The sequence below is a fragment of the Seonamhaeicola maritimus genome (genome assembly GCF_008056315.1).
Taxonomy (GTDB): domain Bacteria; phylum Bacteroidota; class Bacteroidia; order Flavobacteriales; family Flavobacteriaceae; genus Seonamhaeicola; species Seonamhaeicola maritimus.
Genome location: NZ_VRKQ01000008.1, coordinates 599332 through 626251, shown reverse-complemented (window position 1 = coordinate 626251; position 26920 = coordinate 599332). Strand labels below are relative to the sequence as shown.

20 protein-coding genes are annotated in these 26920 nt (G+C 32.3%); 7 read left to right on the top strand and 13 right to left on the bottom strand.

The window, feature by feature from the left end; all coding sequences use genetic code 11:
• Nucleotides 1–64 precede the first annotated feature (64 nt).
• Nucleotides 65–802: a 23S rRNA (guanosine(2251)-2'-O)-methyltransferase RlmB gene (rlmB, locus tag FUA22_RS02580; protein WP_147766279.1), complete on the top strand. Its 738-nt coding sequence runs from the start codon at nucleotides 65–67 to the stop codon at nucleotides 800–802.
• Between the two features lie 31 nt (nucleotides 803–833).
• On the opposite strand, the gene FUA22_RS02575 is transcribed toward rlmB, so the two are convergent.
• Nucleotides 834–1559 carry a rhomboid family intramembrane serine protease gene (locus tag FUA22_RS02575; protein ID WP_147766278.1) on the bottom strand — a complete coding sequence of 242 codons (726 nt, stop codon included), beginning with the start codon at nucleotides 1557–1559 and terminating at the stop codon, nucleotides 834–836.
• Nucleotides 1560–1771: 212 nt separating this feature from the next.
• On the opposite strand from FUA22_RS02575, the gene FUA22_RS02570 reads away from it, so the two are divergent.
• The gene (locus FUA22_RS02570) at nucleotides 1772–3052 is read left to right on the top strand and encodes a replication-associated recombination protein A (protein ID WP_147766277.1); all 1281 of its coding nucleotides are present in this window, start codon (nucleotides 1772–1774) and stop codon (nucleotides 3050–3052) included.
• A gap of 109 nt (nucleotides 3053–3161) precedes the next feature.
• Here the strand turns inward: FUA22_RS02570 and FUA22_RS02565 are convergent, their stop codons facing one another.
• From FUA22_RS02565 to radC, 6 genes are all read right to left on the bottom strand, one after another.
• Complete coding sequence (locus tag FUA22_RS02565) at nucleotides 3162–4052, bottom strand: hypothetical protein (RefSeq protein ID WP_147766276.1); 891 nt, start codon at nucleotides 4050–4052, stop codon at nucleotides 3162–3164.
• Between the two features lie 90 nt (nucleotides 4053–4142).
• On the bottom strand, nucleotides 4143–5537 hold the full coding sequence (locus tag FUA22_RS02560) for a DUF5723 family protein (protein ID WP_147766275.1): 1395 nt from the start codon (nucleotides 5535–5537) through the stop codon (nucleotides 4143–4145).
• Entirely contained in the window at nucleotides 5534–6097 is a 564-nt protein-coding gene (locus FUA22_RS02555) for a hypothetical protein (RefSeq protein ID WP_147766274.1), read from the bottom strand. The genes FUA22_RS02560 and FUA22_RS02555 overlap by 4 nt, the downstream gene beginning before the upstream one ends.
• Nucleotides 6098–6137: 40 nt before the next feature.
• Nucleotides 6138–6824 carry a YjjG family noncanonical pyrimidine nucleotidase gene (locus tag FUA22_RS02550; RefSeq protein ID WP_147766273.1) on the bottom strand — a complete coding sequence of 229 codons (687 nt, stop codon included), beginning with the start codon at nucleotides 6822–6824 and terminating at the stop codon, nucleotides 6138–6140.
• On the bottom strand, nucleotides 6814–8115 hold the full coding sequence (locus FUA22_RS02545; protein WP_147766272.1) for a polysaccharide deacetylase family protein: 1302 nt from the start codon (nucleotides 8113–8115) through the stop codon (nucleotides 6814–6816). The genes FUA22_RS02550 and FUA22_RS02545 overlap by 11 nt, the downstream gene beginning before the upstream one ends.
• The gene (gene radC / locus FUA22_RS02540; protein WP_147766271.1) at nucleotides 8116–8814 is read right to left on the bottom strand and encodes a RadC family protein; all 699 of its coding nucleotides are present in this window, start codon (nucleotides 8812–8814) and stop codon (nucleotides 8116–8118) included. It lies immediately after the preceding gene.
• A 53-nt stretch (nucleotides 8815–8867) separates the two neighbouring features.
• Between radC and FUA22_RS02535 the strand changes: the two genes are divergently transcribed.
• Nucleotides 8868–9320, top strand: coding sequence for a DUF1569 domain-containing protein (locus FUA22_RS02535; RefSeq protein WP_147766270.1), 453 nt, complete (start codon nucleotides 8868–8870; stop codon nucleotides 9318–9320).
• Between the two features lie 23 nt (nucleotides 9321–9343).
• Here the strand turns inward: FUA22_RS02535 and FUA22_RS02530 are convergent, their stop codons facing one another.
• Genes FUA22_RS02530 through FUA22_RS02515 form a run of 4 tightly spaced genes read right to left on the bottom strand, consistent with a single transcriptional unit; the run spans nucleotide 9344 to nucleotide 15420 of the window.
• Entirely contained in the window at nucleotides 9344–10663 is a 1320-nt protein-coding gene (locus tag FUA22_RS02530; protein ID WP_241664736.1) for a TolC family protein, read from the bottom strand.
• The gene (locus FUA22_RS02525) at nucleotides 10650–13832 is read right to left on the bottom strand and encodes an efflux RND transporter permease subunit (RefSeq protein ID WP_147766268.1); all 3183 of its coding nucleotides are present in this window, start codon (nucleotides 13830–13832) and stop codon (nucleotides 10650–10652) included. Before FUA22_RS02525 ends, FUA22_RS02530 begins: the two co-directional genes overlap by 14 nt.
• Before the next feature lie 3 nt (nucleotides 13833–13835).
• The gene (locus tag FUA22_RS02520; protein ID WP_147766267.1) at nucleotides 13836–14951 is read right to left on the bottom strand and encodes an efflux RND transporter periplasmic adaptor subunit; all 1116 of its coding nucleotides are present in this window, start codon (nucleotides 14949–14951) and stop codon (nucleotides 13836–13838) included.
• Between the two features lie 10 nt (nucleotides 14952–14961).
• Nucleotides 14962–15420, bottom strand: a complete 459-nt coding sequence (locus FUA22_RS02515; protein ID WP_147766266.1) for a MarR family winged helix-turn-helix transcriptional regulator — start codon at nucleotides 15418–15420, stop codon at nucleotides 14962–14964.
• 261 nt (nucleotides 15421–15681) lie between these two features.
• Here FUA22_RS02515 and FUA22_RS02510 point away from each other — a divergent pair, with 261 nt between their 5' ends.
• From FUA22_RS02510 to FUA22_RS02500, 3 genes are all read left to right on the top strand, one after another.
• Nucleotides 15682–16569 (top strand): dienelactone hydrolase family protein, encoded by an 888-nt coding sequence (locus tag FUA22_RS02510; protein WP_147766265.1) that lies wholly within the window; start codon nucleotides 15682–15684, stop codon nucleotides 16567–16569.
• Between the two features lie 70 nt (nucleotides 16570–16639).
• A complete protein-coding gene (locus FUA22_RS02505; RefSeq protein ID WP_147766264.1) occupies nucleotides 16640–17119 on the top strand; it encodes a hypothetical protein in 480 nt (159 codons plus the stop codon).
• An 8-nt stretch (nucleotides 17120–17127) separates the two neighbouring features.
• On the top strand, nucleotides 17128–17859 hold the full coding sequence (locus tag FUA22_RS02500; RefSeq protein ID WP_147766263.1) for a Tim44 domain-containing protein: 732 nt from the start codon (nucleotides 17128–17130) through the stop codon (nucleotides 17857–17859).
• A gap of 5 nt (nucleotides 17860–17864) precedes the next feature.
• On the opposite strand, the gene FUA22_RS02495 is transcribed toward FUA22_RS02500, so the two are convergent.
• Both FUA22_RS02495 and FUA22_RS02490 read right to left on the bottom strand, forming a co-directional pair.
• Nucleotides 17865–19220 carry a UDP-N-acetylmuramate--L-alanine ligase gene (locus FUA22_RS02495; RefSeq protein WP_147766262.1) on the bottom strand — a complete coding sequence of 452 codons (1356 nt, stop codon included), beginning with the start codon at nucleotides 19218–19220 and terminating at the stop codon, nucleotides 17865–17867.
• A 36-nt stretch (nucleotides 19221–19256) separates the two neighbouring features.
• Entirely contained in the window at nucleotides 19257–20210 is a 954-nt protein-coding gene (locus tag FUA22_RS02490) for a tetratricopeptide repeat protein (protein ID WP_147766260.1), read from the bottom strand.
• 142 nt (nucleotides 20211–20352) lie between these two features.
• Between FUA22_RS02490 and FUA22_RS02485 the strand changes: the two genes are divergently transcribed.
• Nucleotides 20353–26916 (top strand): alpha-2-macroglobulin family protein, encoded by a 6564-nt coding sequence (locus FUA22_RS02485; protein WP_147766258.1) that lies wholly within the window; start codon nucleotides 20353–20355, stop codon nucleotides 26914–26916.
• Nucleotides 26917–26920: the final 4 nt, after the last annotated feature.

Below are 26920 nucleotides of genomic sequence, written 5' to 3'. Positions count from 1 at the left end.
ATTATAAGTAATAGAAATATAAAAAAGCACCTCATTAAGAGGTGTTTTTTTATACCTTTACCCGATGGAAAACCAAACTCAAATTTTCGGGATTAGAGCCATTATTGAAGCTGTTAATGCCGGAGAAACCATAGATAAAGTATTTCTTCAAAAAGGGCTAAGAGGTGAGTTGTTTTCAGAACTCGAAGCGCTTTTAAGAAAGCAAGGTGTCAATTCCTCTTATGTTCCTATTGAAAAACTTAATCGACTTACCAAAAAGAATCATCAGGGAGCCGTAGCTCAAATATCGCCCATTGAGTTTCATGATTTAGAAAATATGGTTTTGAATGTGGTAGAATCTGGTAAAACACCATTATTTCTTTTGTTAGATCAAATAAGCGATGTTAGAAACTTTGGCGCTATTATACGTACTGCAGAATGTACTGGTGTTGATGGCATTATTATTCAGAAAAAAGGAGGCGCTCCTGTAAATGGAGACACTATAAAAACAAGTGCAGGTGCGGTTTTTAAAATCCCTATTTGCAAGGTAGATCATATTAAAGACGCCGTATTTTACATGCAAGCATCTGGTATAAAAGTGATTGCTGCTACAGAAAAGACACAAAATACTTTATACGATGTGTCTTTTAAAGAACCTTGTGCTATTATTATGGGTTCTGAAGATAGAGGTATTAACCCTTCTACCTTAAAAGTAGTTGATGACAAAGCTAAACTACCTTTACTTGGTGACATTGAATCTTTAAATGTATCTGTGGCCTGTGGGGCATTTTTGTATGAAGCAGTAAGACAAAGACTTGATTAGATAACTAGACTTCTTAGATTGTTAGTTTGAATTAGTCCTTATCCTCTTTGAATATATAGTTAATTTTAGCTTCCTCCTGCTCTTCTTGAGGGTCAACATTTTCAATAAAATTCCCATCCTCATCAAAATGTTTTAAAAACGGATCATTGTCCTCATTATAATGATCTTGTTCCCAGTCGAATTTTTTTGGTTTTGCTATTTGTCTTCTAAAAAATAACGCGAATAACAACCCTGTTATTAAACCAGCTAAATGCCCCTCCCAAGAAACGCCTTCTTTAATAGGAATTATATACCATATCATACTTCCGTATAGAAAAACCACTAATAATGACAATGCTATTAACCGATAGTGTTTAGCGAAAATCCCTTTAAAAAACGTAAAGCTAACCAATACATAAATGAGTCCGCTAGCCCCAATATGATATGATGGTCTTCCAATGCACCAGGTTAAAAACCCCGAAATAATAATACCCCATAAAATAACTTTCCAAGCTATGGACCTATAAAAATAGAAAAGTGCCATACTAAGCACAAAAAGGGGCATAGTATTATGATACAGGTGCTCTATACTACCATGAATAAAAGGGCTAAAGAAAATTCCTCTCAAACCTTTTAAGGTAAGAGGATACACACCGTATTCATTAAAGTTAACATTAAAACGGACCTCAAAAGAAAGGACCGACCAAATGATTAGCACAAAAAAAACAGGATATGCTATAACACCCGTTGTAAATTTAAACTGTTGATTTTGCCTCATAATACTAAAGATAGCAAATAGTTAACCAAAACATTGAAAAATGATAAATTGGCAGATATGTGCGTGAGGGATTGTAGCAAGTTACCGTGTAACGCGAAACATTTATGTTCATGAATTCAATAATATAGAATATAAAGCTATGAATAAAAGCCCGACCCAAAATTAATTTTTGGGGCACGCCCAAAACCAAAAAATAGATTAATTTTACATTCATGAATGAACCTTTAGCTGAACGATTGCGCCCAAAGACTTTGGAAGATTATGTGAGCCAAGAACATTTGGTTGGAGCAAACGGTGCCTTAACACAAAGCATAAAGCATGGGTTGATACCGTCAATGATTTTTTGGGGCCCACCAGGAACAGGAAAAACGACATTAGCGAATATAATTGCCGCAGAATCTGGACGTCCGTTTTATACATTAAGCGCCATAAGTTCTGGGGTAAAAGACGTTAGAGATGTTATTGAAAAAGCAAAACAAAGTGGCGGGTTGTTTACTACAAAAAACCCAATTTTGTTTATTGATGAAATTCATAGGTTTAGCAAATCTCAGCAAGATTCTTTACTTCAAGCTGTTGAAAAGGGCTGGATAACCTTAATTGGTGCCACCACGGAAAACCCTAGTTTTGAGGTGATTTCGGCACTTTTATCTCGGTGTCAGGTTTATATTTTAAATGCCTTTGATAAAAATGATTTAGAGACCCTATTAAAGCGGGCCATTGATAAAGATGAGTTGATCTCTAAAAAAAACATAAAGCTTAAAGAAACCTCTGCCCTTTTAAGGCTTTCTGGTGGTGATGCCAGAAAACTGTTAAATATTTTTGAACTCATTATAAGTTCTTATGATGACAATGACGAAATTATTGTTTCTGATGATCTGGTACTTGAAAAAGTTCAAAATAATACGGTGCGCTATGACAAAACCGGAGAACAACATTATGACATTATTTCGGCTTTTATAAAATCTATTAGAGGAAGTGATCCTAATGGAGCAGTGTATTGGTTAGCACGAATGATTGAAGGTGGTGAAGATTTAAAATTTATTGCTCGCAGATTACTTATTTCGGCTAGTGAAGATATTGGGAATGCTAACCCCACAGCACTAGTAATTGCCAACAATACCTTTCAAGCGGTTTCAACCATTGGGTATCCTGAATCTAGGATTATTCTAAGTCAGTGTACTACCTATTTAGCCTGTTCACCTAAAAGTAATGCTTCCTATGCTGCCATAAAACTAGCACAACAAAAAGTAAGGGAGACTGGTGATTTAAGTGTGCCTTTGGAGATTAGAAACGCACCCACCAAACTAATGAAAGAACTTGGTTATGGAGATAACTACAAATACGCGCATAACTATGAAAATAATTTTGCCGACCAAGAATTTTTACCCCATGAAATTAAGAACACTAAGTTTTACCAACCAGGAGATAATACTAGAGAACATGCCCATCGTGAATTTTTAAAACAACGCTGGAAAGGTAAATACGATTATTGACATTAGATTAAAATAATTTTAAGTAATTATTTTATTTAGATTCCCCTTTTAACAGAAATGACAGTGCAAGCGGAAACCTAGACGCAGAGCATCTAAGAATTCTCTTCAATCAAAATTTGATATTTAAAGTTTCCTTTTTTAAGACGCCATTAGTGTAATACTCAATTACCCAAGCACTTCCTTTTTTATAGATAATAGCACTTTTACCTTCAACCAAATAAACATTGTCTAGCCCCGTACTTTTAATCTTATAAACCACTTTTGGACTACTATCCACTAATTGAAAACCACCTGAGATTTCCTGAGCATATAATATATTAGACGTAGGTTTAGCTACTATAGGTTTGGCTGTTTCAATTTCTGTTTTAGGCGGTATTTCAGGCTCAAGTTCAGCAACAGGTTTTGGCTTAACAATCAAATCTTGTTTAGCAGCTGCTAATTTCGCTTTTTTAAGGATTTCAATTTCTTCTTTTAGTTCTTGTATTTCTTGAGATACTTCTCTTTTAGCGGCCGGCTGTGACGTACTAGTTATTGTGGTTGTAGCCAATGATGTAATGCTCTCATTAGGCACATAAGAATAATTAAGATCTCTTATAAAAAGGAATGCTTCTCTTATTGATTGGTTATAAGCTTTTTTAAACTCTTTCTCTCTACTTTCTCCCAACCCAGTTGTATAAATCACTTGATCATTACAATCTTTAAGCTCTACTTTTAATCTAGTCTTGAACATACCTGATTCTTTTAAAACATCAGATCTAAGTGCTAAACAGCGATTAGATCTCAAATCTTGAGGATAGTCTTCACCTTCCTTTAAGGCAGTAAAACCATATTTACCAAATAAAAATTGAGCTAATGAGTTTAATTGATATTGGTCTTTATCTTTTAAAAAATCAAACTTATTAGGAACAATTACATATTTGTAATTGTTTAAATTAGTTTGAGAGAAAACATTAGAAAATAGTAATAAAAAGGCAATGGAGAATAGAAACTTACTTTTCATGTGTTTATGTTTGTTGTTTTCAATTGTCACATGTAACATCCATAAATTCATACGTCACGAGCATAGAACTTTTAACTAGGATGTTTCATTTTAATTAAATATATAGTTAAACCCGAGTTGTAAAGATACACTTTGTGCATCATAAATATTATTATATTCTAAAAAATTGTCTGCCATTATATAAAAATTCAAACCTCCCAATTGGGCAGACATTCCTAATCCAATATTACTAAATGAATACGAATCTAGGGTATAGGTAGCCTTAATATTTAATCCGTTAAATAATCTTCTATAATAATAAGCCGTAAGTGCAACCTGAGGTAATCTAGGTCTTTTTATTGCATATAGCTGTAAACCAACTCTGTTTAAATACTCAGAATCTTCAGAGGTACAATCACATTCTTTATCTAATTTTTCTCCAAAAGCATAATTTATAGAAGCATTTAATTTAATAGGGCGCAACGTGGTGTATTTAGTTTTTACAGTGTCTATAGTAAAAAGGTCTTCAAACTCTTCTTCTATTTCTGTCCAGTATTCATCCGCCGTTTGACCAGATCCTACTTCTGGAAAAAAAGGATTAATTCCTTCAAAAATATAATCGCCTTTCAATTCGTAACTTTCAATATTCTTACTATGCCTTATAAAACCTATATCTAATAAACTCCCGTCTAAATACCATTGTTTATCTATTTGATGAGTAAATCCTAAATCTACACCTAAGCCTAAATTACCTCCTAATAGTATTTGTTTAGTAAGATCATTGGGTTCAAAATCTGTTTTTTCAGTTAAATTAACTAACCCCGATGTTTCAAGACTTAAGTCTAAATCGAAAATATGATCGTAAACATTATTATCCCCTGGTTTGGTTATAAATGTTCCATTATTATTTAAAGATCTTAAATTTATTATACTTGAATAAATCTTTCCTCTAACTCCAAACGTAAATCTTTCGTTTACTTTCTTATTGTAACCAACATGTAAAACTGAAATCAATTCAGCAACTCCATTTAAATGATCTAAACTAAAAGGTCTATTAATATTGTTCTGGTTTCCTTCATAAACTAATACAGCATAGTCTTTAGGGAAATAAACAATGGCATCTAATTCTTGATACAATCCAAAACTTATATATTCATTTTTATTATAACTAGGTCCATAAGCAAAACCTCCTGAAAAAATTTCATGTTGCTGATTTATAGTAAAGAAATCATTAGGTTTTAAATCATAGACAATAGATTCTAATTTAGAATTAAAATCAACACCATCATCAGCAAACAAATCGTAAGTTGAAACGCCAGAAGCTCCAGCATTGGCATGAATATGTGAAAATAATGGTATCCCGAAATACCAATTATTATCTACTTTTCCGCCAGGGTTTTGTAGTAATGACTGTGGGATTTCTGAAAACCCATATAAAATCTGTTTGTTTTGTGAAAAACCAATTACGCAAGCTAAATATAGAATAAACCCAAGGTATTTCTTCATAAGGTATTATCTATATTTAAATAAAAAATTCCTTTAGATTTCAATTGAATACTTCCAAGAGTACTCTCATTTATAGCTTCTCCTGGTTGCAGATTTAATGTAAAAAGCAATTTTTCTGTAGCTAATAGGCTTAAAAGTTCATTACCTTCAAAAACCTCAGTGTAGTTATATATTAACACTGAATTGGTGGGAGATGCGGGCACCGAAAAATTAAAAGTATGTTGGAGCGTATTTGTATCTGTTAGGAAATCAACTCTTAAATTAAATCCACGGTCAATACTATTTGAGGTTTCAAAAACCAACTCAGCTTTAACTAAGTGATCTTTAATGAACTTATCCTTAAAAATTTTAATTGCTACAGAATCTTGAAAAGTTGTTAATTCAACACCATTATTATAGAATTTGTTTGCAGGCTCATTTAAGAAGATAAGACTTGACTCAACAACTGGCGAAACTTCAAAATCATTAATTTGATTAAAATCAACATCTTTAGTGCAGGCACTAAAAACCAAACTATATATCACTGAAATTAAGCATACACATAATATTTTCTTTTTCATTTGCCTTATGAGTTAAAACACCTGATTAAAAAATCGTAATTTATAAGTATTCCTTTAACTCTATGAGCTTATTAACTTGTTTGACTCCCGTTTTATTGTCTCCGTTATTACTAAAAAAGACAACATCCATCCCTATATTTTTAGCTCCCAATATATCGGCTTCATAACTATCACCTACCATAACACTCGTTTCAGCCTTGGCATTTGCCTTTTCTAAGGCGTAATTGAAAATTTTGGGATTTGGTTTTTTGACACCCACCATTTCGGAATTAGTCACCGTATTGAAAAACCCATTAATATTTGATTTTAACAATTTCTTGTGTTGCACCTCTTCAAAACCATTTGTAATTATGTGTAAACTATAATGTTTTTTTAAATAGGCTAATACTTCAATGGTGTTCTCAAACAAAAAGTTATAGGTTGTTAAATAAGTTATATAATCTTCTGAAAGTTTAAAAATTAAATCTTCATTTATTTGCTTACCAATAGCCAAAAAGGCATCATTTAATCTACCAAAACGTAAGGATTTTTTATCTATCCTTTCTTCTCTGTAAAGTTTCCAATAATTTAAATTAATAGGTTCATAATGAAATAAAAAGTCTTCAATTTTAAGATCAATTTCATTGAGTTTAAAAATCTTATCAAACGTGAGTGCTGAATTTCTATCAAAATCCCATAGCGTATGATCTAAATCGAAAAAAATATCTGTTATACCATTAACTTTCATTGGCGGAATCTAAAATAATATTAAACAATTCTTTGAAACCATCCCATCTTTCTAATTCAGAAAAAGTATAATTATGAAAAACCGCTACAAATTCACCGTTTACTTGTTTTATTTCTCTAATAGTTTCATTTAAGACCTTCTTTTTATCCAATAACGATTTGTTTTTTAACAAAGCATAGTCCATCAACTGATATGAACAAATTTTTAATGGCGTTTGAATTTCATAATCTAAATCATAAAAGAAAAACGGTGTACAAGAACCTGCCCTAAAACCAATATGATTTACATAGCCCATAGTATAATCTTCTTTAATTTCTAGGTCGATTAAATTTCTATATGACTCTGGAAGGTTAAGCTTTGAAAAAGACTGTCTAGAAGATTGTAAAGGATTATTTAAAATATCTTCCATTCGATTTTTTTCTTTTTTTAAAACATCAATATTATCAATGGCGAAAAAAGAAGTCTTCAACCCAACATTACAATAATCTGCCACATGTTTTATGAGTGAAACAAAACTCTTTTTATTGGGATTAATACCCTTATCATAAGTTGAATAATCGCCAATTAGAAAGAAAAACAGAAACTTAAACTCACTTGATTTCTGCCTATTAATAATATACTTGAAAGTATCATAAGGATCATGTTTAAAACCTAAAAGCACCATAAAACGCAGATATAAACTTCTAAATCTAAGCTGAAAGAGATCTTTAATTGTTCCGCCTATGGTACGCATTATACCTTTTAACTTATAGTCATAAGCACTTGGAACATCTATAATAGGTTTGATACAATAATTTCTAGTGGGGAATTCAAAATCGGGAAATTGTTTCTGTAAGGCTTCCTTAAATTTGTATGCCCAAATATCAACAACAGGTTGATGTAAAAAATCATGCTTATAGGCTAAACTTTGGGTAGCCGTAAAACGACCATACTCATCTTTTACATGCGGTAAATATTCTTCATATCTAGACAATAAATAAAATGAAGACGCAAAAATATCAAAAGGCAAGCCCCCTTTATCTCCAATAGAAAAGAATCCTTTTGTATTATCCCAATCTTGAACATGAACCTCAATATCTGATAGCCCTTGCTCAAACATCATATCATGGCTTTTTATAAAAAACTCGTTACCAAGTTGTTGTTTGGTATATGACATTTTTAAACTACCATGAGCAATAAACTTTTCAATTTTAGTAGTGAAATCAATTTCAACCCCTAATATTCTACTACAAATATGCTTAAAAACATATCTGACTCGAGGTGATATTTGATGGGTATAAACTAGAAGCATTTACAGTATGTTTTCGTCCGCAAAACTAAAATAGGCGTTTTCGGTAATTATTAAATGATCTAATACCTTAATATCTAAACTTTGAGCAGCATTTTTCAGTTTAGCGGTAATTTGTTTATCTGCCTCACTTGGTTTTAAAGTTCCTGAAGGATGATTATGTGCTAATATTAATCCTGTGGCACCAACCTCCAAAGCATTTTTAAGCACCAAACGCACATCAACCAAAGTACCTGTAATACCACCTTTGCTTAATTGATTTTTTTGAATAACCTTGTTGGAGTTGTTTAAATAAATTATCCAGAATTCTTCATGTTGCAACTCTCCAATTACTGGTTGCATGAGCTCAAAAACAGAAATGCTGGACGTGATTTTCTTTTTCTCCAAAGCTTCCTCACCTCTACGTCGTCTGCCTAATTCCATTGCAGCTGAAATGGTAATAGCCTTTGCCTCTCCAATACCTTTAAACTCCATTAATTGCTTTACCGAAAGTTTTCCTAACTCACTTAAATTATTATCAACGCTAGCTAAAATTCGCATGCATAAAGCTACGGCACTTTCCTCTCTGTTACCAGAACCTATTAAGATAGCAACTAATTCTGCATCACTTAAGGCTACTTTTCCTTTGTATAGAAGTTTCTCTCTGGGTTGATCATCTTGCGACCAATTTTTTATTGAAAAAGAAGCCTTGTTTTCTGCCATCTGCTAAAGATAAATATTGTAAATTTCAGGTGCAATTTAAATTAAGATTTACTATGAAATCATTGTTTGAGGCAGATACTCACAAAGAAATTCTAAATAGAATAAATAAATTGAAAGTCAGCAACAAGCCTCATTGGGGTAAAATGAGTGTAAGTCAAATGGTAAAACATTGCCATCGACCTATTGAAGTTGCCATGGGTACAAAAGAACTCAGCGCTAATCTTGGGTTTATGAAAAAAATGATTTTTAAGCTTTTTAAATCAAGTCTTTACAATAACAAACCATGGAAAGAAGGCATTCCAACAGCTCCCGAATATGTAGTTAGAGATAATCCTGAATTTAAAACAGAAAAGGAACGTTTACAAACTCTTGTAAATGAATTTCATTCTTTAAATGATAAAACTGATTGGGCTGCTCACCCACTTTTTGGCAACCTCTCCAAAGAACAATGGGGAAAGGCACAGTACAAACATTTAGATCATCACTTAAGGCAGTTTGGAGTTTGATTCCATACGATTAACACTTCCTTTTAGAAATTAATATTCAACAATTCTCCGGCGAGCTGCAATAGTTCTAATTCAACTAATTTAGCTTCATATTTAGCATTATTCATTGCTGTTTGTGAGTTCAAAAGATTTATTTGAGCTTGACGAAATTCTATCGAAGATACTTGTCCAAGTTTATAACGTTCTTGTGTTCTTTCAAAGTTATTCTGATTTGTAGCTACATTTTGTGTTTGTGACTCAAATATAAAAAGTGAATTATTATAAGTTTCGTAAGTGTTCCTTAAAGTATTGTCTAAGGTTTCAATTTGTTGTTCTTGAAGTATTTTTTGATTCTCCAAAGCAATTTTAGCATTCGCTAACCTAGTCTTTGATGACCCCCCATCAAAAAGATTCCATGACAAATTTAGCCCTCCATTAAACCCTGTTAAATTAGAGCTTGCCAAAAATGAAGTAGCTGGATTAATACTTTTATTCCAACCATAAGAACTCGTCAAATTGACTTTAGGAAGAAAACTAGATTTATTAATCTTAATATTGAATTCGCTTATAGCTATGTTTTTTTCATTTTGAATTAAAATCACATTATTCTCATGAGCTTTGGCTAGCAATTCTTCAAAAGAAATTAAAGCAATAAAATCCACATCCGTTTCCACGTTATAATCTGTATTGGTATTTGTTCCTAAAACTATATTTAAATCGCGTTTAGCGTTCAAATATATCTGTTTTGTAGAGATGTAATTAATACTATCATTATTTACATCTACCTCAGCATTTAACAGTTCTAACTTGGTAGATTGCCCATACTCATACTGATATTTTGCACGCTGAAGTCGTTGTTTAGAAACTTCTAAAGTTTCTTTTAAATTTCTGGTGTTTTCAGATAATCTTGCAATTTGAAAATACACATTAAACAACTGTAAATGCATATTTTCAATTGTCTCACGTGCCTGAAATTCTGTTAGATTATAAGTTTCTTTTAATTGTTGATAATTATATTTTCTACCTAAACCATCAAACAATGTATAGTTCAAATTTAAAGATGCATTATAACTTTTTGTTTCTGCACCGTCAACACTTATTACATCTCCACTTTGTTGCTCAATTTCTTGGTTACTGTTATTATAATTAGCTCCTGCGTTAGCAGATATAGTTGGTAAATAACCTGAATTGTAAACGCTAGAATTGTTTTTGGCAATCTCCAAATTATTGTTGGCAATTTTAACGCCGTAATTATTCTCAAGCGCAATTTCTAAAGCTTCTTTTTTGGTTAGGAGGTTTTGCCCAAAAGTATATTGAACACCTAAAATTAGTACTATATATAATATTTTTTTAGTGTAAATCATCGTTTTCATTATTTGATTCAATAATAGCTCTTTCAACTTCTTCATTTGTTACATTTTCTCCTGTTATCATCCACTTAATAAAAACCTTAATAGAATTTGAAACAGATAGCATTAACGGCAGAAGTACAAGGGTTAATACAGTAGCAATACCAATTCCGTATGAAATAGCTATGGCCATAGGTTTTAAAAATTGTGCTTGTAAACTACCTTCTAATAATAAGGGAGCTAAACCAGCTATAGTTGTTAATGATGTTAGAAATATAGCCCTGAAACGAGATTTCCCTGCTTGTACTAATGCCTCATTAAAAGGCATACCTTCTCGTAGGTAATTATTAAACTTTCCAATTAAAACAAGTCCGTCATTTACCATAATACCAAGTAATGCTATAATTCCTAACCATGATAATATGTTAATCATAAATCCATGAACAAAATGCCCCAAAACAACACCTATTAAACTAAATGGAATCATTAACATTAGTATTAGTGGCTGACTATATGTTCTGAAGGTAAAGGCTATAACAATATATATTAACAGTAAAATAATTGGTCCCACAAACTTTGCAGAATTCATAACTTTAGAAGCCTCTCTATTCTGACCCTCATAAAGTGCAGAAACTGTTGGATATTTAGATGATATCTCTGGCATAATGTTTTCTCTAATGTTGTCCAAAATATCAGAAGCACTATCATCCAAAGATTTTAAATCAGCTGTTATTTGAATTTCCCTTTGTCCTTCTAAGTGATTAATTGCTACATCACCTCGCTCAATTTTATAGGTTGCTATTTCAGAAAATGGCACTTTGCTTCCTAATGGCGTATTAATCCACATATCATCTAAATCTTTGATTGATGATCGGTCTTCTTTTTTATAACGAACCCAAACTCTAATTTCATCCTGTCCACGCTGAAAACGTTGCGCTTGAAATCCGAAAAAACCGGATCTTACTTGACTCATCACGCTCTGAAGATTTAAACCTAAAATATATGCCTTATCTTTTAACTGAATTTGAATTTCCTTTATTCCAGCGGGGTCATTATCTGAAATATCTTTCAATATTGGAATTGAGGTTAATTGAGCTTTCAATTCGTCTTTAGCAGCCTTAAGCTCCTCTATGTTATTTCCTAATAAGGAAACTGCAACAGGACTGCCTCCAAAGTTAGTACCAGAACCAAAAGTTAAACTTTCAACACCTAACACTCGCCCAACTTTATTTCTGATTTTACCTGTTATTTCTTGAGATGATAATTCACCTCTTAATTCACCAGGTAATAAGTTTACAGTTAACTTAGCATTTGATGTTCCTGGGCCAATACTTTTAATAACATTTCGAACAACGGGTTCATTATCAAATAGGTTTTTATCATATTGCTCATTTACTTCCCAAACTTTTTCCTCAATATCAGAAATAATAGAGTCTGTAATCATTTCATTTGTTCCTTGAGGCATTTTTAAACTTATTGAAACAGTATCACTTGCAACTCTAGGAAAGAATGATGTACCAACAATGCCACCACCAAGAGCACCAATACTAAAAACAAATAAGGCAATTGGAATGGCAAACCCTAAGAACTTATGCTTTAAAAAGAAGCGTAAAAATGGCACATAATAGTTGTCTCTAAAAGAGTTTAAATATTTATCAGCGCCCTTATTTAGCTTAATAAAAAATGCATTTAATTTATTTGGCTTTCTATTTTCGCGTTGAAGTGCTTTTGAATGCGCAACATGAGCGGGAAGAATAATTAGTGCTTCAACCATAGAAACTAATAAAGTCAAAATAACAACCGTAGAAACTTCTCCAAAAAAATCTCCAACTCTTCCGTCTAAAAAGAAAAACGTTGAAAAGGCAATCATGGTGGTTAACAAAGCGGAAACAACTGGTGGCAAAACTTCAATGGTACCATCAATAGCAGCTTTAATTGGTGACTTTCCTTGTTCATAATGATGATAAATATTTTCACCAATAACAATACCATCATCTACAAGGATACCGATAACGATTATCATTCCGAAAAGTGATAGCACATTAATTGTAACACCCATTTGGGCAGCAAAAATGAACATACCAAAGAAGGAAATTGGGATTCCTACTGCCACCCATAAAGCTAAACGTGCATTCAAAAATATGGCTAAAAACAGTAAAACTAGAAGCACTCCCATTATAGCATTTTCTACTAATAAATCCGTCCTTTGATTCAAGGTGATGGACTGGTCACTAGAAATATCTAATTGTACATTATCATATAGTTGATTAAATTTATCAAGGTATTTTTTTACATCATCAGCCGAAACTAATAAGTCCTCACTATTGGTATTACTCACCGTTATATCAATGGCTTTTTTACCATTAAAAAAGCTTCTCTCGGGAGTTTCAGACCAAGCATCTTTTACATCTGCAACATCTTTTAACCTAATAATATTCCCATTAGGTTCTGCCCTAACTATAATATTATAAAGTTCATTACTGTAATATGACCTATTACTTGCTCTAATTAAATAATCTTCTTCATCGGTTTTTATATTTCCTCCAGTAATTAAAATATTTGTATTACTTACAGCATTTGCAACATCTTGAAAAGACAAATTATAAGCTCTCAAATCATTTTCTCGCACAGAAACCGCAATTTCCTCTTCAGGAAACCCAGAAATAGTAACTTGAGAAATTCCGGGTATACCTCTTAAATCATTTTCAACAGTTCTAGCATATTGTTTTAATGTTACCAATGGAATATTCTCCCCACTTAAAGTCATACTAATAGTTGGTCTAACACTTTCAACTTTAGCAATTACTGGAGGCTCCATACCACTTGGAAAAGATGGCACTCTATCTACAGCATTCTTAACATCGGTTAAAACAACATCAATATTTTTTCCTTTTTCGGTCTCAACGTTAATAATTGCAGCATTTTCCTGAGACACCGATGTAACCCGTTCTACTCCAACAATTCCTTTAAGATTGTCTTCAATTTTAAGAACAACACCCTCTTCCATTTCCATAGGAGAAGCTCCTAGGTAAGTAAGGTTTATTCGTATTAATTGGGAATCAGTTAATGGAAAAAAGGAAGATTTTATAGATTTCACACCAATAAAACCAAAAATCACAAATGCAAAAATTAATACATTAACTGCAACAGGGTATTTTATAAAATAACTTATGAGTTTTTTCATGATCTATTGCTTGTCTTCAAAGATTTTTACTTGCATTCCTGAATAAGCTCCTGGTGTAGGTTTAGAAAGTATAAGTGTGCCGTTTTCTACACCTTTTATTACGGCATGTTCTGCTGAAAAATAAATAGGATTAACATCAATAAGATCCAGAACAGAATCTCTAACAACATATAATTGTTTGTTATCAACTAATAATTTTCTTGAGACCTCCAGAGCATTGCTTTCGCTCCTTGCTGTTAAATTAGCCTCCAAATACATACCCTCTTTTAAATCTTTGTGAGTCACTTTAATGTAGGCTTTAATAGTTTGAGAAATAGCATCCACCTTTCCATTAATCCTAATAACTTCTCCTTTATACGCTTTAGTTTTTTCTAGGTTATGAAGTGTTACTGTATTTCCTTTCTGCAGTAAATCGGCAAACTCTGAATTAACAGACACTTCCATTTCATAAACACTTGGATCTATAAACTCTCCCAATTTTTGCCCTACTCTAACCAAAGTCCCGGGAGTGACCAAAGCCTCAGTTAATACGCCTTTAAAAGGTGCCCTCAAGTCGTATTTACCAAGTTTAACCTCCATGTTTTTAACATTGTAGTAGGCCGTATTAATTCCTCTACCAGAAATAAAATACTTTTCTTTTTCAGAACTTGTTTTTGGTAATTCTGGAATCGATTTGTTAATATCAAAATCCACGAGATAAGTTTGCCATTTTATATATTCATTTGGATAATCCAATCTAATATCAGGCATTATAGCAGTAATTAAGTTATAAAAATTACTTTTCTGTGATTGCAAGTTGGCATAGAACTCATCACTATTAATTCTGATAATATGTTCTCCTTTGGAGTAAGAATTACCAGCCTTAAAATCTTTAGTTGATTGTTTTAAAACACCTTGAACTTCAGCAAACAATTCAATTTTGTTTTTAGCTGTTAAATTTCCGCTTGTTGTAATTACAATTGGTATTTCTCCATTAATTACTTCCTCTACAAAAACAGTTTTTACTACTTTTTCAAATGTAGGCTTTGGTTTCTTTTTATTATCAATTAAACTTTTAGCAATAAAAACAGCTAAGGCTAATAATAAGACTCCTAAGGCAATAGATATAAATTTTCTCATCTTTGATTTGTTATATTGTAGAGAAGGACTCCCCAAAATTTGATTGTATTTTCTTTAAAACAGAAATCATTATTTGTTTCTCTTCTTTTGAAACATCCGTTTCTATTTTATTTATAATCTCGTTAATAATTGGTCTGGTTTTTTTAAAAACCTCCCTCCCTACATCGGTTAGAAAAAGATTATTGCAACGCTTGTCATCAGTACATTGTACTTTTATTATATAATTTTTGCGCTCCATTTTTGAAAGTAATCGTGCCAGTGATGATTTATCTCTTAAAACTAAAAGAGCCAGTTCATTTTGATTTAGCCCATCATGGCTATGCAACCTTTTAAGAACAATCATTTGTTCTTTTGTTAAGTCTAATCCGGCCTCCTTGAAACCCTTGTGCAAATAATACTGAATCACCTTAACGGTTTTACCTAGCCAAGGCCCGAGTGAATTATCAAAATCTATAAATTGTTCTTCCATGGCACAAAATTAGACCAAAACTTTAGATAGTTGCATATGCAACTATCTAAAGTTTTGTTAAAAAAGAGATAGAATATAGTCGAATCGAAAGACTTTATCTTCTATCCTATATACTAAAACTATATTATTAATTTAAACCCTCTGAGATTAAGTCAAAAAAATCCTTTTAGATACAGCAACAAAATAATTTCTATTATTTATTGTAACTTTAAAAACCTCAACAAACTTACTTCCATTAAATTCTACTTAAAAACCACAATTATGAAACCGTTAAAAAAAGAAGACATTAAACAAGATGTATTTGACCTTTATGATGATTATGCCCATAACAAATTAGACCGCCGGCAGTTTATTGAAAAGTTATCACTTTATGCAGTAGGCGGAATTACTGTAACATCTTTATTAAGTTTTATTTCACCTAATTATTTTGACAATCTGGTGGTTAAACCAGACGATAAGCGTATAGATTCAGAATATATTAAATATGAATCTCCTAAAGGTGGAGGCACAATAAAAGGCTTATTATCTAAACCAAAAAAGAAATCTAAAAAATTTCCTGGAGTTATTGTGGTTCATGAAAACCGTGGCTTAAACCCTTATATAGAAGATGTTGGTAGACGTGCTGCTACAGAAGGTTTTATAAGTCTAGCACCTGATGCACTTACTCCTTTAGGTGGTTATCCTGGAAACGATGATGAAGGCAGAACCATGCAACGTAAAAGAGATAGAAATGAAATGCTAGAAGATTTTATAGCTGCATATAACTACCTCAAAAACCATAAAAATTGTGATGGAAATATTGGTGTAGTTGGTTTTTGTTTTGGCGGTTGGATTTCTAATATGATGGCCGTAAGAGTACCCACTTTAAAAGCAGCTGTTCCTTTTTACGGCGGACAACCATCGGCCGAAGAAACTGCTAAAATTAAAGCGCCATTAATGTTGCAATTTGCTGAATTAGATAAACGCGTTAATGCTGGCTGGCCAGATTATGAAAAAGCCTTAAAAGCTAATAATATTGAACATACCGCTCATTTTTACCCTGGTGTTAATCACGGTTTTCATAATAACAGCACACCAAGGTACGATGAACCTGCTGCAAATTTAGCTTGGGAACGAACTATTGATTTTTTTAAGAAAAAACTTAAGTAATATCTTGTTGATTTCTGTTTCAAAATATCAGAAAAAACGTTTAAATTAGTCATCTATCTAATTTAAAAGATTGAGAATTAATTTTTCTAAATATAGTAGGCAGGTCAAATTATTAGCCATAATCCCTGTGGTGGCAGGTTTACTTACTTTTTCTGAGTCATTCTTACCTTATAAAGAGATTGAAACCACAGTAGTGTCTAAAAACGAAAGCTATAGAGCAAAGTTTGACAGAACTACGTACAGCATCTATTTTGAAAACAATAACGATCAATTCACTCAAGAAGTATTTAATGCTCTCAAAGTTGGAGATAATGTAATTTTAACAACGTCTTTCTTTCACGAAGAAACTTCAAAAATAACCAAGGTAGATACTGGTAAGTGGTATCTAAATTCTACAGGTGAAATTTATATACAGTATGTCTTTGCATTAGTATTTTTATTACCAGCATTAAGTTGGTTAAAACAAAGAAGTTTAAGCTCTAAACAAGTAAAATATATTGCTATAATTATACTTTTTAGCCTTTTTGATTTTTATAGAATTTTAAAGTAATACAAACCATGAAACAGCAACACAAACTAACCCTAATTCTAACAATTGTATTCGTTTTATTTTTATTTATTGACCCGGTTTATGCAGGGCCAGGAGGAACAGTAGCTAAGGCGCTATTTAAAACTTGGTGGGGTAAAGTTATCTTAAGCCTTTTAGCCATAATTCTTTTACCGTTAATCTTTTATTTAAGAACAATTGAGTTTATAGCTATAAGAAAAGCCAAAAAACAACTTGCTAAACTTGGACTTATAAATAGAGATTTTATGTGGTTAAACCTTGAAAAGAATGTTTCAAATGTTTTTAGTAGAGTTTATTTAGCATGGAATAAAGAAGACATGAAGGAGGTTTCTTCTTATGTTAATCATTGGTATTGGCAAAATCAACAGCTGGTACATTTGGATAGATGGAAAAGTGAAAACCTTAGAAATGTATGTAAACTTCAAAGTATAAGTAGTATAAAACCTTTATACCTAGAAATTACTGATGAAGACAACTTTGAAGGATCTAAAATTGCTTTCAGTATTACCGGAAGTATTGAAGATTATCTCATTAATAGAGAGACTCATCGGGTGGTTCAGGGCAAAAGAGGATTCTATGATGAAACAAAAGTTTGGATAATGGAATATACCGATGGCAATTGGCTTCTTGATGATATACGTAATGATGAATTCACCTTAGCTTATGCTAAACTTGATAATGTTATTCCAGAAAAATTACAGCCAATAAGGGTTAAATCATAACTAGCTTAACCAATTAAACCTTTAACAGCTTCAAAATCTAATCCGCCATAATTCCCAGAACTCATCAATAATAAAGCCTTATTATCAAAGTTTTGAGAAAATAGAAAATCTTTAAAATCGTCTGGGTTGGTGTAAATAACCAAATCATCACGTTGGAAAGCATTGGCTATTTGCTCATGCGAAACAGCATCTAGTTTTTTAATTTCTACAGCATGCGGTGAATAGAAAACAACAGCAACATCGGCAGCATTTAAAGCGCCTTTATATTCTTTTAAAAACTCAGCATTTAAACTACTGTATGTGTGTAATTCTAAGCATGCAACCAACTTTCTATTTTGATATTGTTCTTTAACTGCATTGGCTGTGGCTTCCACTTTACTAGGTGAATGCGCAAAATCTTTATAAGCCACACTATTGGATCCTTCAGCTATTTTCTCTAAACGCTTACTAGCTCCTTTAAAAGTAGCAATGGCTTCATAAAAATCATCTTCATCAATACCCATGTGTTGACAAATCCACTTAGCACCTGCCAAATTATTAAGGTTATGTTTACCAAATACTTCAATAGGTAATGGTCCTTCAGGAGTTTCTAAAAGAGTTTCACCATTTTCAACAGTATAATCTGGAGTTTGATACGGTATTTTTCTAATGGTATTTTCTGAAGCTTCAACAACTCTTTTTACTTCTGCGTCTTCTACATTATAATTAATACTTCCACCATTTACAATAGAATCTATAAAAATGCTGAATTGCTCAACATAATTCTCGTAAGTTGGAAATACATTAATATGGTCCCAAGCAATACCACTTAACAGAGCAATATTAGGTTTGTACAAATGAAATTTTGGCCGTCTATCAATTGGAGAACTCAAATATTCATCGCCCTCTAAAACTATAAAATCGTTTTCTTCGGTGAGTTTCACCATCACATCAAAACCTTCCAATTGTGCCCCCACCATATAATCAACATCTCTATCATGATAATGCATAACATGTAAAATCATTGAGGTAATGGTTGTTTTACCATGACTTCCACCAATTACAACTCTGGTTTTATGTTTAGACTGTTCGTATAAAAACTCCGGGTAGCTATAAATTTTCAATCCTAATTCTTGAGCTTTCAATAACTCCGGATTATCCTCTTTGGCATGCATCCCCAATACAATAGCATCAAGATTTTCTGAAATTTTTTCTGGAAACCACCCAAACGCTTCAGGCAATAAACCTTTTGCCTCTAATCTAGACTTTGAAGGTTCAAAAATAGTATCGTCACTTCCCGTAACTTGATATCCTTTGTTATGTAATGCCAGTGCCAAATTATGCATTGCAGCACCACCTATAGCAATAAAATGTACGTTCATGTAACAAATGTCAAGAAGGAAACTTCAAAAAGCAAATTAAAGAGCCAATATTTTAGCTTTTTCTTCTTCGGCTTGTTCAAAATCAACTTTAGTGGCCAATGCTTTATTAATCCACTTTAAAGCACCTGGTTTATCCAATTTGTTTTTACGTATTTGAGCCAACCTAAAATAACCCCATTCTAACGGCACACCATCTTTTACTGAATGGTTTTTAATAAAGGCTTTTAAACAACGTTCTCCTTTCTCTAATTGAATATTGTAGTCTGCACAAACCTTACCTATTTGATAATGCATAGCATTTCTGTTATGCTTTCTGTATGCCTTTTCTAAATTACCAATGGCCTTTAAGGGTTCATTTTGGTTTTCATAAAAGCTAGTAAGTTTTTCAAAACAAGTAACAGAACCCCCAATTTTTAATGCTTGCATATAATATTTTTCAGCAAGTTCTGGTTCTTTGTCGTATTCATGAATGTACCCTTTAGCTAGATAACCATCTACAGGTGATAGATTTTCTAATTCGCTGGCATACTTTAGTGATTTACTTTTACTACCACCTATAATTCCAGGTAATTGCATATACAACTCTACCAAAGCCCAACGAACATCAACATGCTCTGGATCTAATTCTGCCGCCTTTAAAAAAGAAGCCTTTACATCTCCAATGATACCTAAAGCTTTAAGCTTACTTACAGAAAGTGATTTCATCCCTAATACACCTCCATACTTGTAATGATAATTTGCGTTTTGTGGACTAGATTCTACCAGCTTCTTATATTGCTCAATAGCCTCATCCCATTTTTTTTGATGACCATACGCATCTCCTAAAAGCTCTGTAGCCTGAATATCATTGGGGTTGCCATTGACATACTCTACCAGTATTTGTTCTGCTTGTTCAAATTGATTCTTTTTAATTAAATCTTGAGCTCTATCAATATTAAGCTGGCCGAAGCCAAAAATGGGTAATAATAACAAGTAGATAAATTTGTTCATGGAGTTTATGTCGGAAGCACAAAGTTAAACATTACAAGTTTCTTTAAAAATAAGTAACTTCACTCAACCATTTATGCGGTTTACTCATTCTACTTTTTTTGGTATAGCTTTTGAATATACTTTAGATGTAAATTAATTTACAATGAAACGAATTTTACCCTTTTTAATGATAATATTATTTGCTCATGGTTCAATAGCTCAAAATAAGGATTACGCCACCCTTTGGAAAAATGTTGAGAATTTTGAAATTGAAGGCTTGCCTAAATCTGCTCTTAAAATAGTAGAGGATATTTCGGCAAAAGCCAAAAAAGACAATAACACGCCTCAACTTATTAAAACCATGCTTTTTAAAAGCAAATTTGCTTTAATATTAGAAGAAGATGCACAATTTAAAATCATAAATAATTTTAAAGCTGAAATAGAAAGGAGTGAATTCCCTACTAAGAACATTTTAGAAAACTTGCTTGCAAACTTGTATTGGCAGTATTTTAATAAGAACAGATACAAATTTTATAACCGAACCAAAACATTAGAAAAGGTAGACGACTTAGATTTCCGTACTTGGGATTTACAAACCTTATTCAATGAAATTCATGGGCATTACCAAAATTCATTACAAAATGGTTTAATGCTTCAACTAGAATTACTAAATAAATATGATGACCTTCTAGTTACTCTAGAAAATTCTAAAACATATAGACCTACTTTATTCGATTTTTTAAGCCACAATGCTTTGGTGTTTTACAAAACCAATGAAACGCATATTACCAAACCTGCTTACAAATTTGAGATTGACAATCCTGAATTTTTAGGTGATGCTATTGTATATTCAAAACTAAAATTATCATCAAAAGATACAACTTCTCTACAATTACATGCTTTAAAAATATATCAAAATTTAATTCAGTTTCATTTAAAAGATGAATCACCAGAAGCTTTAGCAAGCATTAATATTGAACGATTAAAGTTCGTTAATCAGCACGCTACTTTTAGCAACAAACAAGACATTCTTTTAAAAGCATTACAGGCTGAAAGTAATAGATTTGAATCTCATGAGATTTCTGCTTTATATGACTTTGAAATTGCTTCTGTTTACCATGAACAAAGCAAAAAGTATAGTCCGAATTCTAATGAAGCATTTAGATGGAAAGCAAAGGAGGCTATTGAAATTTGTGATGGGGCAATCTCTAAATTTCCAAAAAGCACAGGTTCTGAAAAATGTAAAGCCCTAAAAAAGCAAATAGAGCAAGAATCATTAAATATTACTACCGAAACATTTTTGCCTATTCAAAAGCATTCCAGAATATTAGTGCGCTACAAAAACTTAGACACTCTTTTCTTTAAAGCTTTTAAGTTAAGTGAAAAACAATTTGAAAAATTCAATAAATCTTACAGACAAGAAGACAAATGGGAATTCATAAACAAATTAGATGCTTCTAACACTTGGGAAAGCATTCTAAGAAATGAAAACGATTATCAAACTCATACCACCGAGGTATTAGTACCTAAACTTAATAATGGCAGGTATTTAATTGTAGCAACAAGTCAAGAAAACAATCAAGATTCTTATGCTTTTACCACACTTCAGGTTACAGATATGGCATTAATTGATTCCGAAACTAATACGCATCAAATCTTTCAAATTATAAATAGAAATAATGGAGAGCCTATAGTAAATGCAAGTATTGAATTATCTTTTTATATAAGTAATCAGAAGAATAGGCAAACACACCATTACACTACCGATAGTTACGGAATTATAAAAATTGAAAAAAGTAAGAGCTACTATAGAAACTTAAAATTAAAAGTTAAGAAGGGAAATGAAACAGCCTATTTTGGAAACTATTGGATGGGTAATCGTCAAAACACTGAAAGAGAAGAAGAGCAATACAAAGCCTTTCTTTTTACAGATAGAAGCATATATAGACCCGGTCAAACTGTTTATTTTAAAGCTATAGCTATGAAATTAAAAAACAGGAAATCTGAGGTTGTACCAAACGAACCTGTTTATGCAGCCTTATTTAATTCTAATGATGATGAAATAAAAGAACTTGAATTTAGAACCAATGAGTATGGATCTGTTTCCGGCGAATTTATTCTTCCTAACAATGGGTTAAATGGTGAATATTATATCGAATTTGATGGTGATGATGAAGATTTTTATTTAGAGCATAGATTTTCTGTGGAAGAATACAAACGTCCCAAGTTTGAAACAAAATTTGAACCTATAACCGAAACCTTTAAAATTAATGATTCCATTACCGTAAAAGGAAATGCTTTAGCATATGCAGGAAGTAACATTACCAATGCAAAAGTAGTTTATAGAGTACATAGAAAAGTACAATATCCACAATGGTATTATTGGTATCGTCCGCGATTCAATAGTGAACCTCAAGAAATCACACATGGTAAAAGCATAACAAATGACAAAGGTGAATTTGAAATCACATTTAAAGCGATACCAGATAAAAGCGTTGACAAAAGCGGTTTACCCATTTTTAAATATGAAGTTATTGCTGATGTTACCGATATAAACGGCGAAACCAGAAGTGCTAATACTATAGTTAATATTGGGTATCATGCCTTGGTTGCCAATATAAATATTGAAACCGAACTTGATAAAACAAAAAAAGACCATAGTATTACAATTGATACTAAAAACTTAAATGGCGAGTTTGCTCCTGCTAGTGGTACCATTAAAATCTACAAACTTAATGCTCCAGACCGTGTTTTAAGAAATCGCTTATGGCCTTCTCCCGATTATCAAGAATTTTCAGAAGAAGCTTTTAAAAATCTATTTCCACATGATGCTTATACTAATGAGCATAATCCGGAGAATTGGGAAAAAGGTGATTTAGTTTTTGAAAAAGAATTTAACACCAAAGACTCCAAAAAACTTAAACTTGGTAAAATTAAAAAATGGTTATCTGGTCAATATCTTATCACTTTAGAAAGTAAAGACAAGTTTGGTCAAAAAGTGAAAGACCAAACAAAAATCACACTTTTTAGTGAAGATGACAAAACCTTAGCAGACCATCAATTGTTCAGTGTCTCAAGTAATAAACCGTCTTATAACATTGGTGATACGGCATACATAACCTTTGCCTCTGCTGCTGAAAATATTTCTGTTACTATTACTGTTGAAAAGGATAAAAAGATAATTCAAACCGAAATTCTTCAATTAAATAATAATAAAAGAGTTATTAGTATCCCTGTTAGTAAAGAAGACGTTGGAGGCTTTGTAGTTCATTATAGCTTAGTGGCCTTTAACAGTTTTAAATCAGGTACGAAGTCCATTTCAGTTCCATATCCTAAAACCGATTTGAAAATAGTAACCAAAACTTTCAGAGACCGTTTACAACCGGGAACTGATGAAACTTGGAGTTTCAATATTAAAGGACCAAAAGGAGATAAAGTTAGTGCCGAATTATTAGCTAGTATGTACGATGCTTCTTTAGACCAATTTAAACCACATTCTTGGAGCTTTAATCCAATTAATAATCCAATCTATAATTCATCATTTAGAAGTAACGCTGGACAGAGCTTTGGAACAAACAGATTTAACGTTTATAATAAAAATAGATATCGTTTTCATTACCCTAGTCAAAACTTTGACACTTGGAATTGGTTCGGGTTTTCTATGAATTTCAATAAATGGAGATATGATAATTATTTGAATAACCTCCGAACAATAAGATCTGAAGAATTCCATGAAAACTTAAAAGATGGTTTTATTTCTGGAACTATTAGGGATGAAAGCGGTCTTCCTTTACCTGGCGCTAATGTTATGGTAAAAGGAACAACTAATGGTACCACCACAGATTTTGATGGTAATTTCATGATTAAGGCTAGTTCAAAAGACGAACTTGTTATTAGTTACTTAGGCTTTAACACCCAAAAAATAGGAGTTAGCCAAAACAGACTTAATATTACACTATCTGAAGATGGTGCTGCCTTGGATGAAGTTGTGGTTGTTGGGTATGGCACTCAAAGGAAAAAATCTATTACAGGTGCTGTTAGTATGGTTGTCTCCGAAGAATTAGAAGTTTCAGAAGGTATGGCCGATGCTATCCAGGGAAAAATTGCAGGAGTATCTGTTTCAAGTTCTTCTGGAGTTCCAGGTGCTACTGCAAATATTCAAATACGTGGTATGGGTTCTGCCGATAAAAACAAAAAGCCATTATTGATTATTGACGGAAAAATAATTGAAGGAGATTTAGATATCCCGACTTCGGACATTCAATCCATTGATGTTTTAAAAGATGCTGCAGCAACAGCTATTTATGGAGCACGAGGAGCTAATGGAGTTGTTATAATTACTACAAAAAAAGGTTTAAATGAATTAACTCAAGTACAGGTTAGAAAAAACTTAAATGAAACCGCCTTTTTCTTCCCTCATTTAAAAACTGATGAAAACGGGAGTGTAAGTTTTAGTTTTACCACACCCGAAGCACTAACACAATGGAAATTACAATTGATAGCACATACTAAAACTTTAGAAAGTGCTACAAAAACCTTAACCACAGTAACTCAAAAAGAATTGATGGTGATACCTAATGCACCACGTTTTTTACGTGAAGGAGACCAAATAACTATAAGCACTAAAGTTGCAAACCTTACGGAAAAAGAACTTTCTGGTCAAGCACTGTTAGTTTTAACCGATGCTATTACTGGAAACAATATAGATGCTAAACTTTCTAATTCAACCAATAACAAGCCTTTTGTAATTAATGCTAAAGGAAACACACAAGTGTCTTGGAATTTATCTATTCCAGAGGAAGTACAAGCCGTTCAGTACAAGGTCATTGCCAAAACAGCAGATTTTAGTGATGGCGAACAAAATGCCCTTCCAGTATTATCAAACAGAATGTTGGTTACAGAAACTTTACCCATGTGGATTAAGAGTAATGAAACCAAAACATTTACTTTGGACAAATTAAAAAATGTGTCATCAGGTAGTCTAAAGCACCATAAGTTAACTTTAGAAATGACTTCCAACCCAGCGTGGTATGCTGTTCAGGCTCTACCATATTTAATGGAATATCCGTACCAATGTAATGAGCAAACATTTAGCAGATATTACGCTAATACATTAGCGAGTCATATTGCTAATTCAAATCCTAGAATCCAAGAAGTATTTAATCAATGGAAATCTCAAGACGCCCTAATTTCTAATCTTGAAAAAAATGATGAATTAAAATCAATTCTAATTCAAGAAACACCATGGTTACGAGATGCACAGAGCGAAACCGAACAGAAAAAACGCATTGCTTTATTATTTGATTTAAATAAAATGAATAATGAACTGCAATCTGCTTTAGATAAACTTGAAATCAATCAAATGTCATCAGGTGCCTGGGCTTGGTTCAAAGGAGGATACGAAAATAGATGGATTACGCAACATATTATTGCTGGTTTTGGACACTTAAATAAACTTAGTGTCACCTCGAGTTCAGTCGAAGGGTCAATGATTAAAAGAGCCATTAAATATTTAGATGCTCAGTTTGTAAAAGAATATAATAACTTAAAAAAATATGATGCCAAAAGAGATTTAAGCAAAGACCATTTAAGTTATACTCAACTACATTATCTGTATGCGCGTAGCTTCTATCCAGAGAATAAAAAATCAAAAGAAGTTGAAGAAATTAGCAAGTATTATCAATCGCAAATACAGAAATATTGGTTAAAACGTTCTTTATACGCAAAGGGTTTAATGGCTTTGGTATCTCATAGAAACGGTGACATTAAAACTGGTGGTAAAATTTTAAAATCGTTAAAAGAAAACAGCATTACATCAGAAGAATTAGGTATGTATTGGAAAACTAACACCAATTCTTGGTTCTGGTATCAGGCTCCTATTGAAACTCAAGCGTTAATGATTGAAACTTTTTCTGAAGTGGGTGCGGTCATTCAGAATGAAGCGAAGAATCTTGAAACTATTGATAATCTTAAAATTTGGTTACTTAAAAACAAGCAAACCAATAAATGGAAAACAACAAAAGCAACTACAGATGCAGTTTATGCTTTATTACTTCAAGGCAGTGAATGGCTAAGTGTGACTGATATGGTTGATATAGTTTTAGGTGGTCAAAAAATTGAACCTTCAAAACTAGAAGATGTAAAAGTTGAAGCAGGAACCGGTTATTTTAAAACCTCCTGGAATACTTCAGAAATTAAACAAGATATGGCAGAAGTTGAACTCACAAAAAAAGGTGATGGTATTGCTTGGGGAAGCCTGTATTGGCAGTATTTTGAAGATTTAGATAAAATTACATCGGCTGAAACACCGCTTAAACTTGCGAAAAAACTATTCTTAAAAAAGAATACTGATACTGGTGAGGAAATCTCTGAAATTACTTCTGACACCAATTTAAAAGTAGGTGACTTGGTAAGGGTAAGAATAGAATTGAGAAGTGATAGAGCTATGGAATTTGTTCACATGAAAGATATGAGAGCTTCTGGCTTAGAACCTGTAAACGTGATTTCGAAATACAAATGGCAAAATGGATTGGGGTACTATGAAAGCACCAAAGATGCCAGCACCAACTTCTTCTATGACTATTTACCAAAAGGGGTTTATGTCTTTGAATACGATTTACGAGTAAACAACGCTGGTAATATGAGTAATGGCATCACAACTATTCAAAGCATGTATTCTCCAGAGTTTAGTAGCCATAGTGAAGGTGTTAGAATAAAAGTTCAGTAATGAA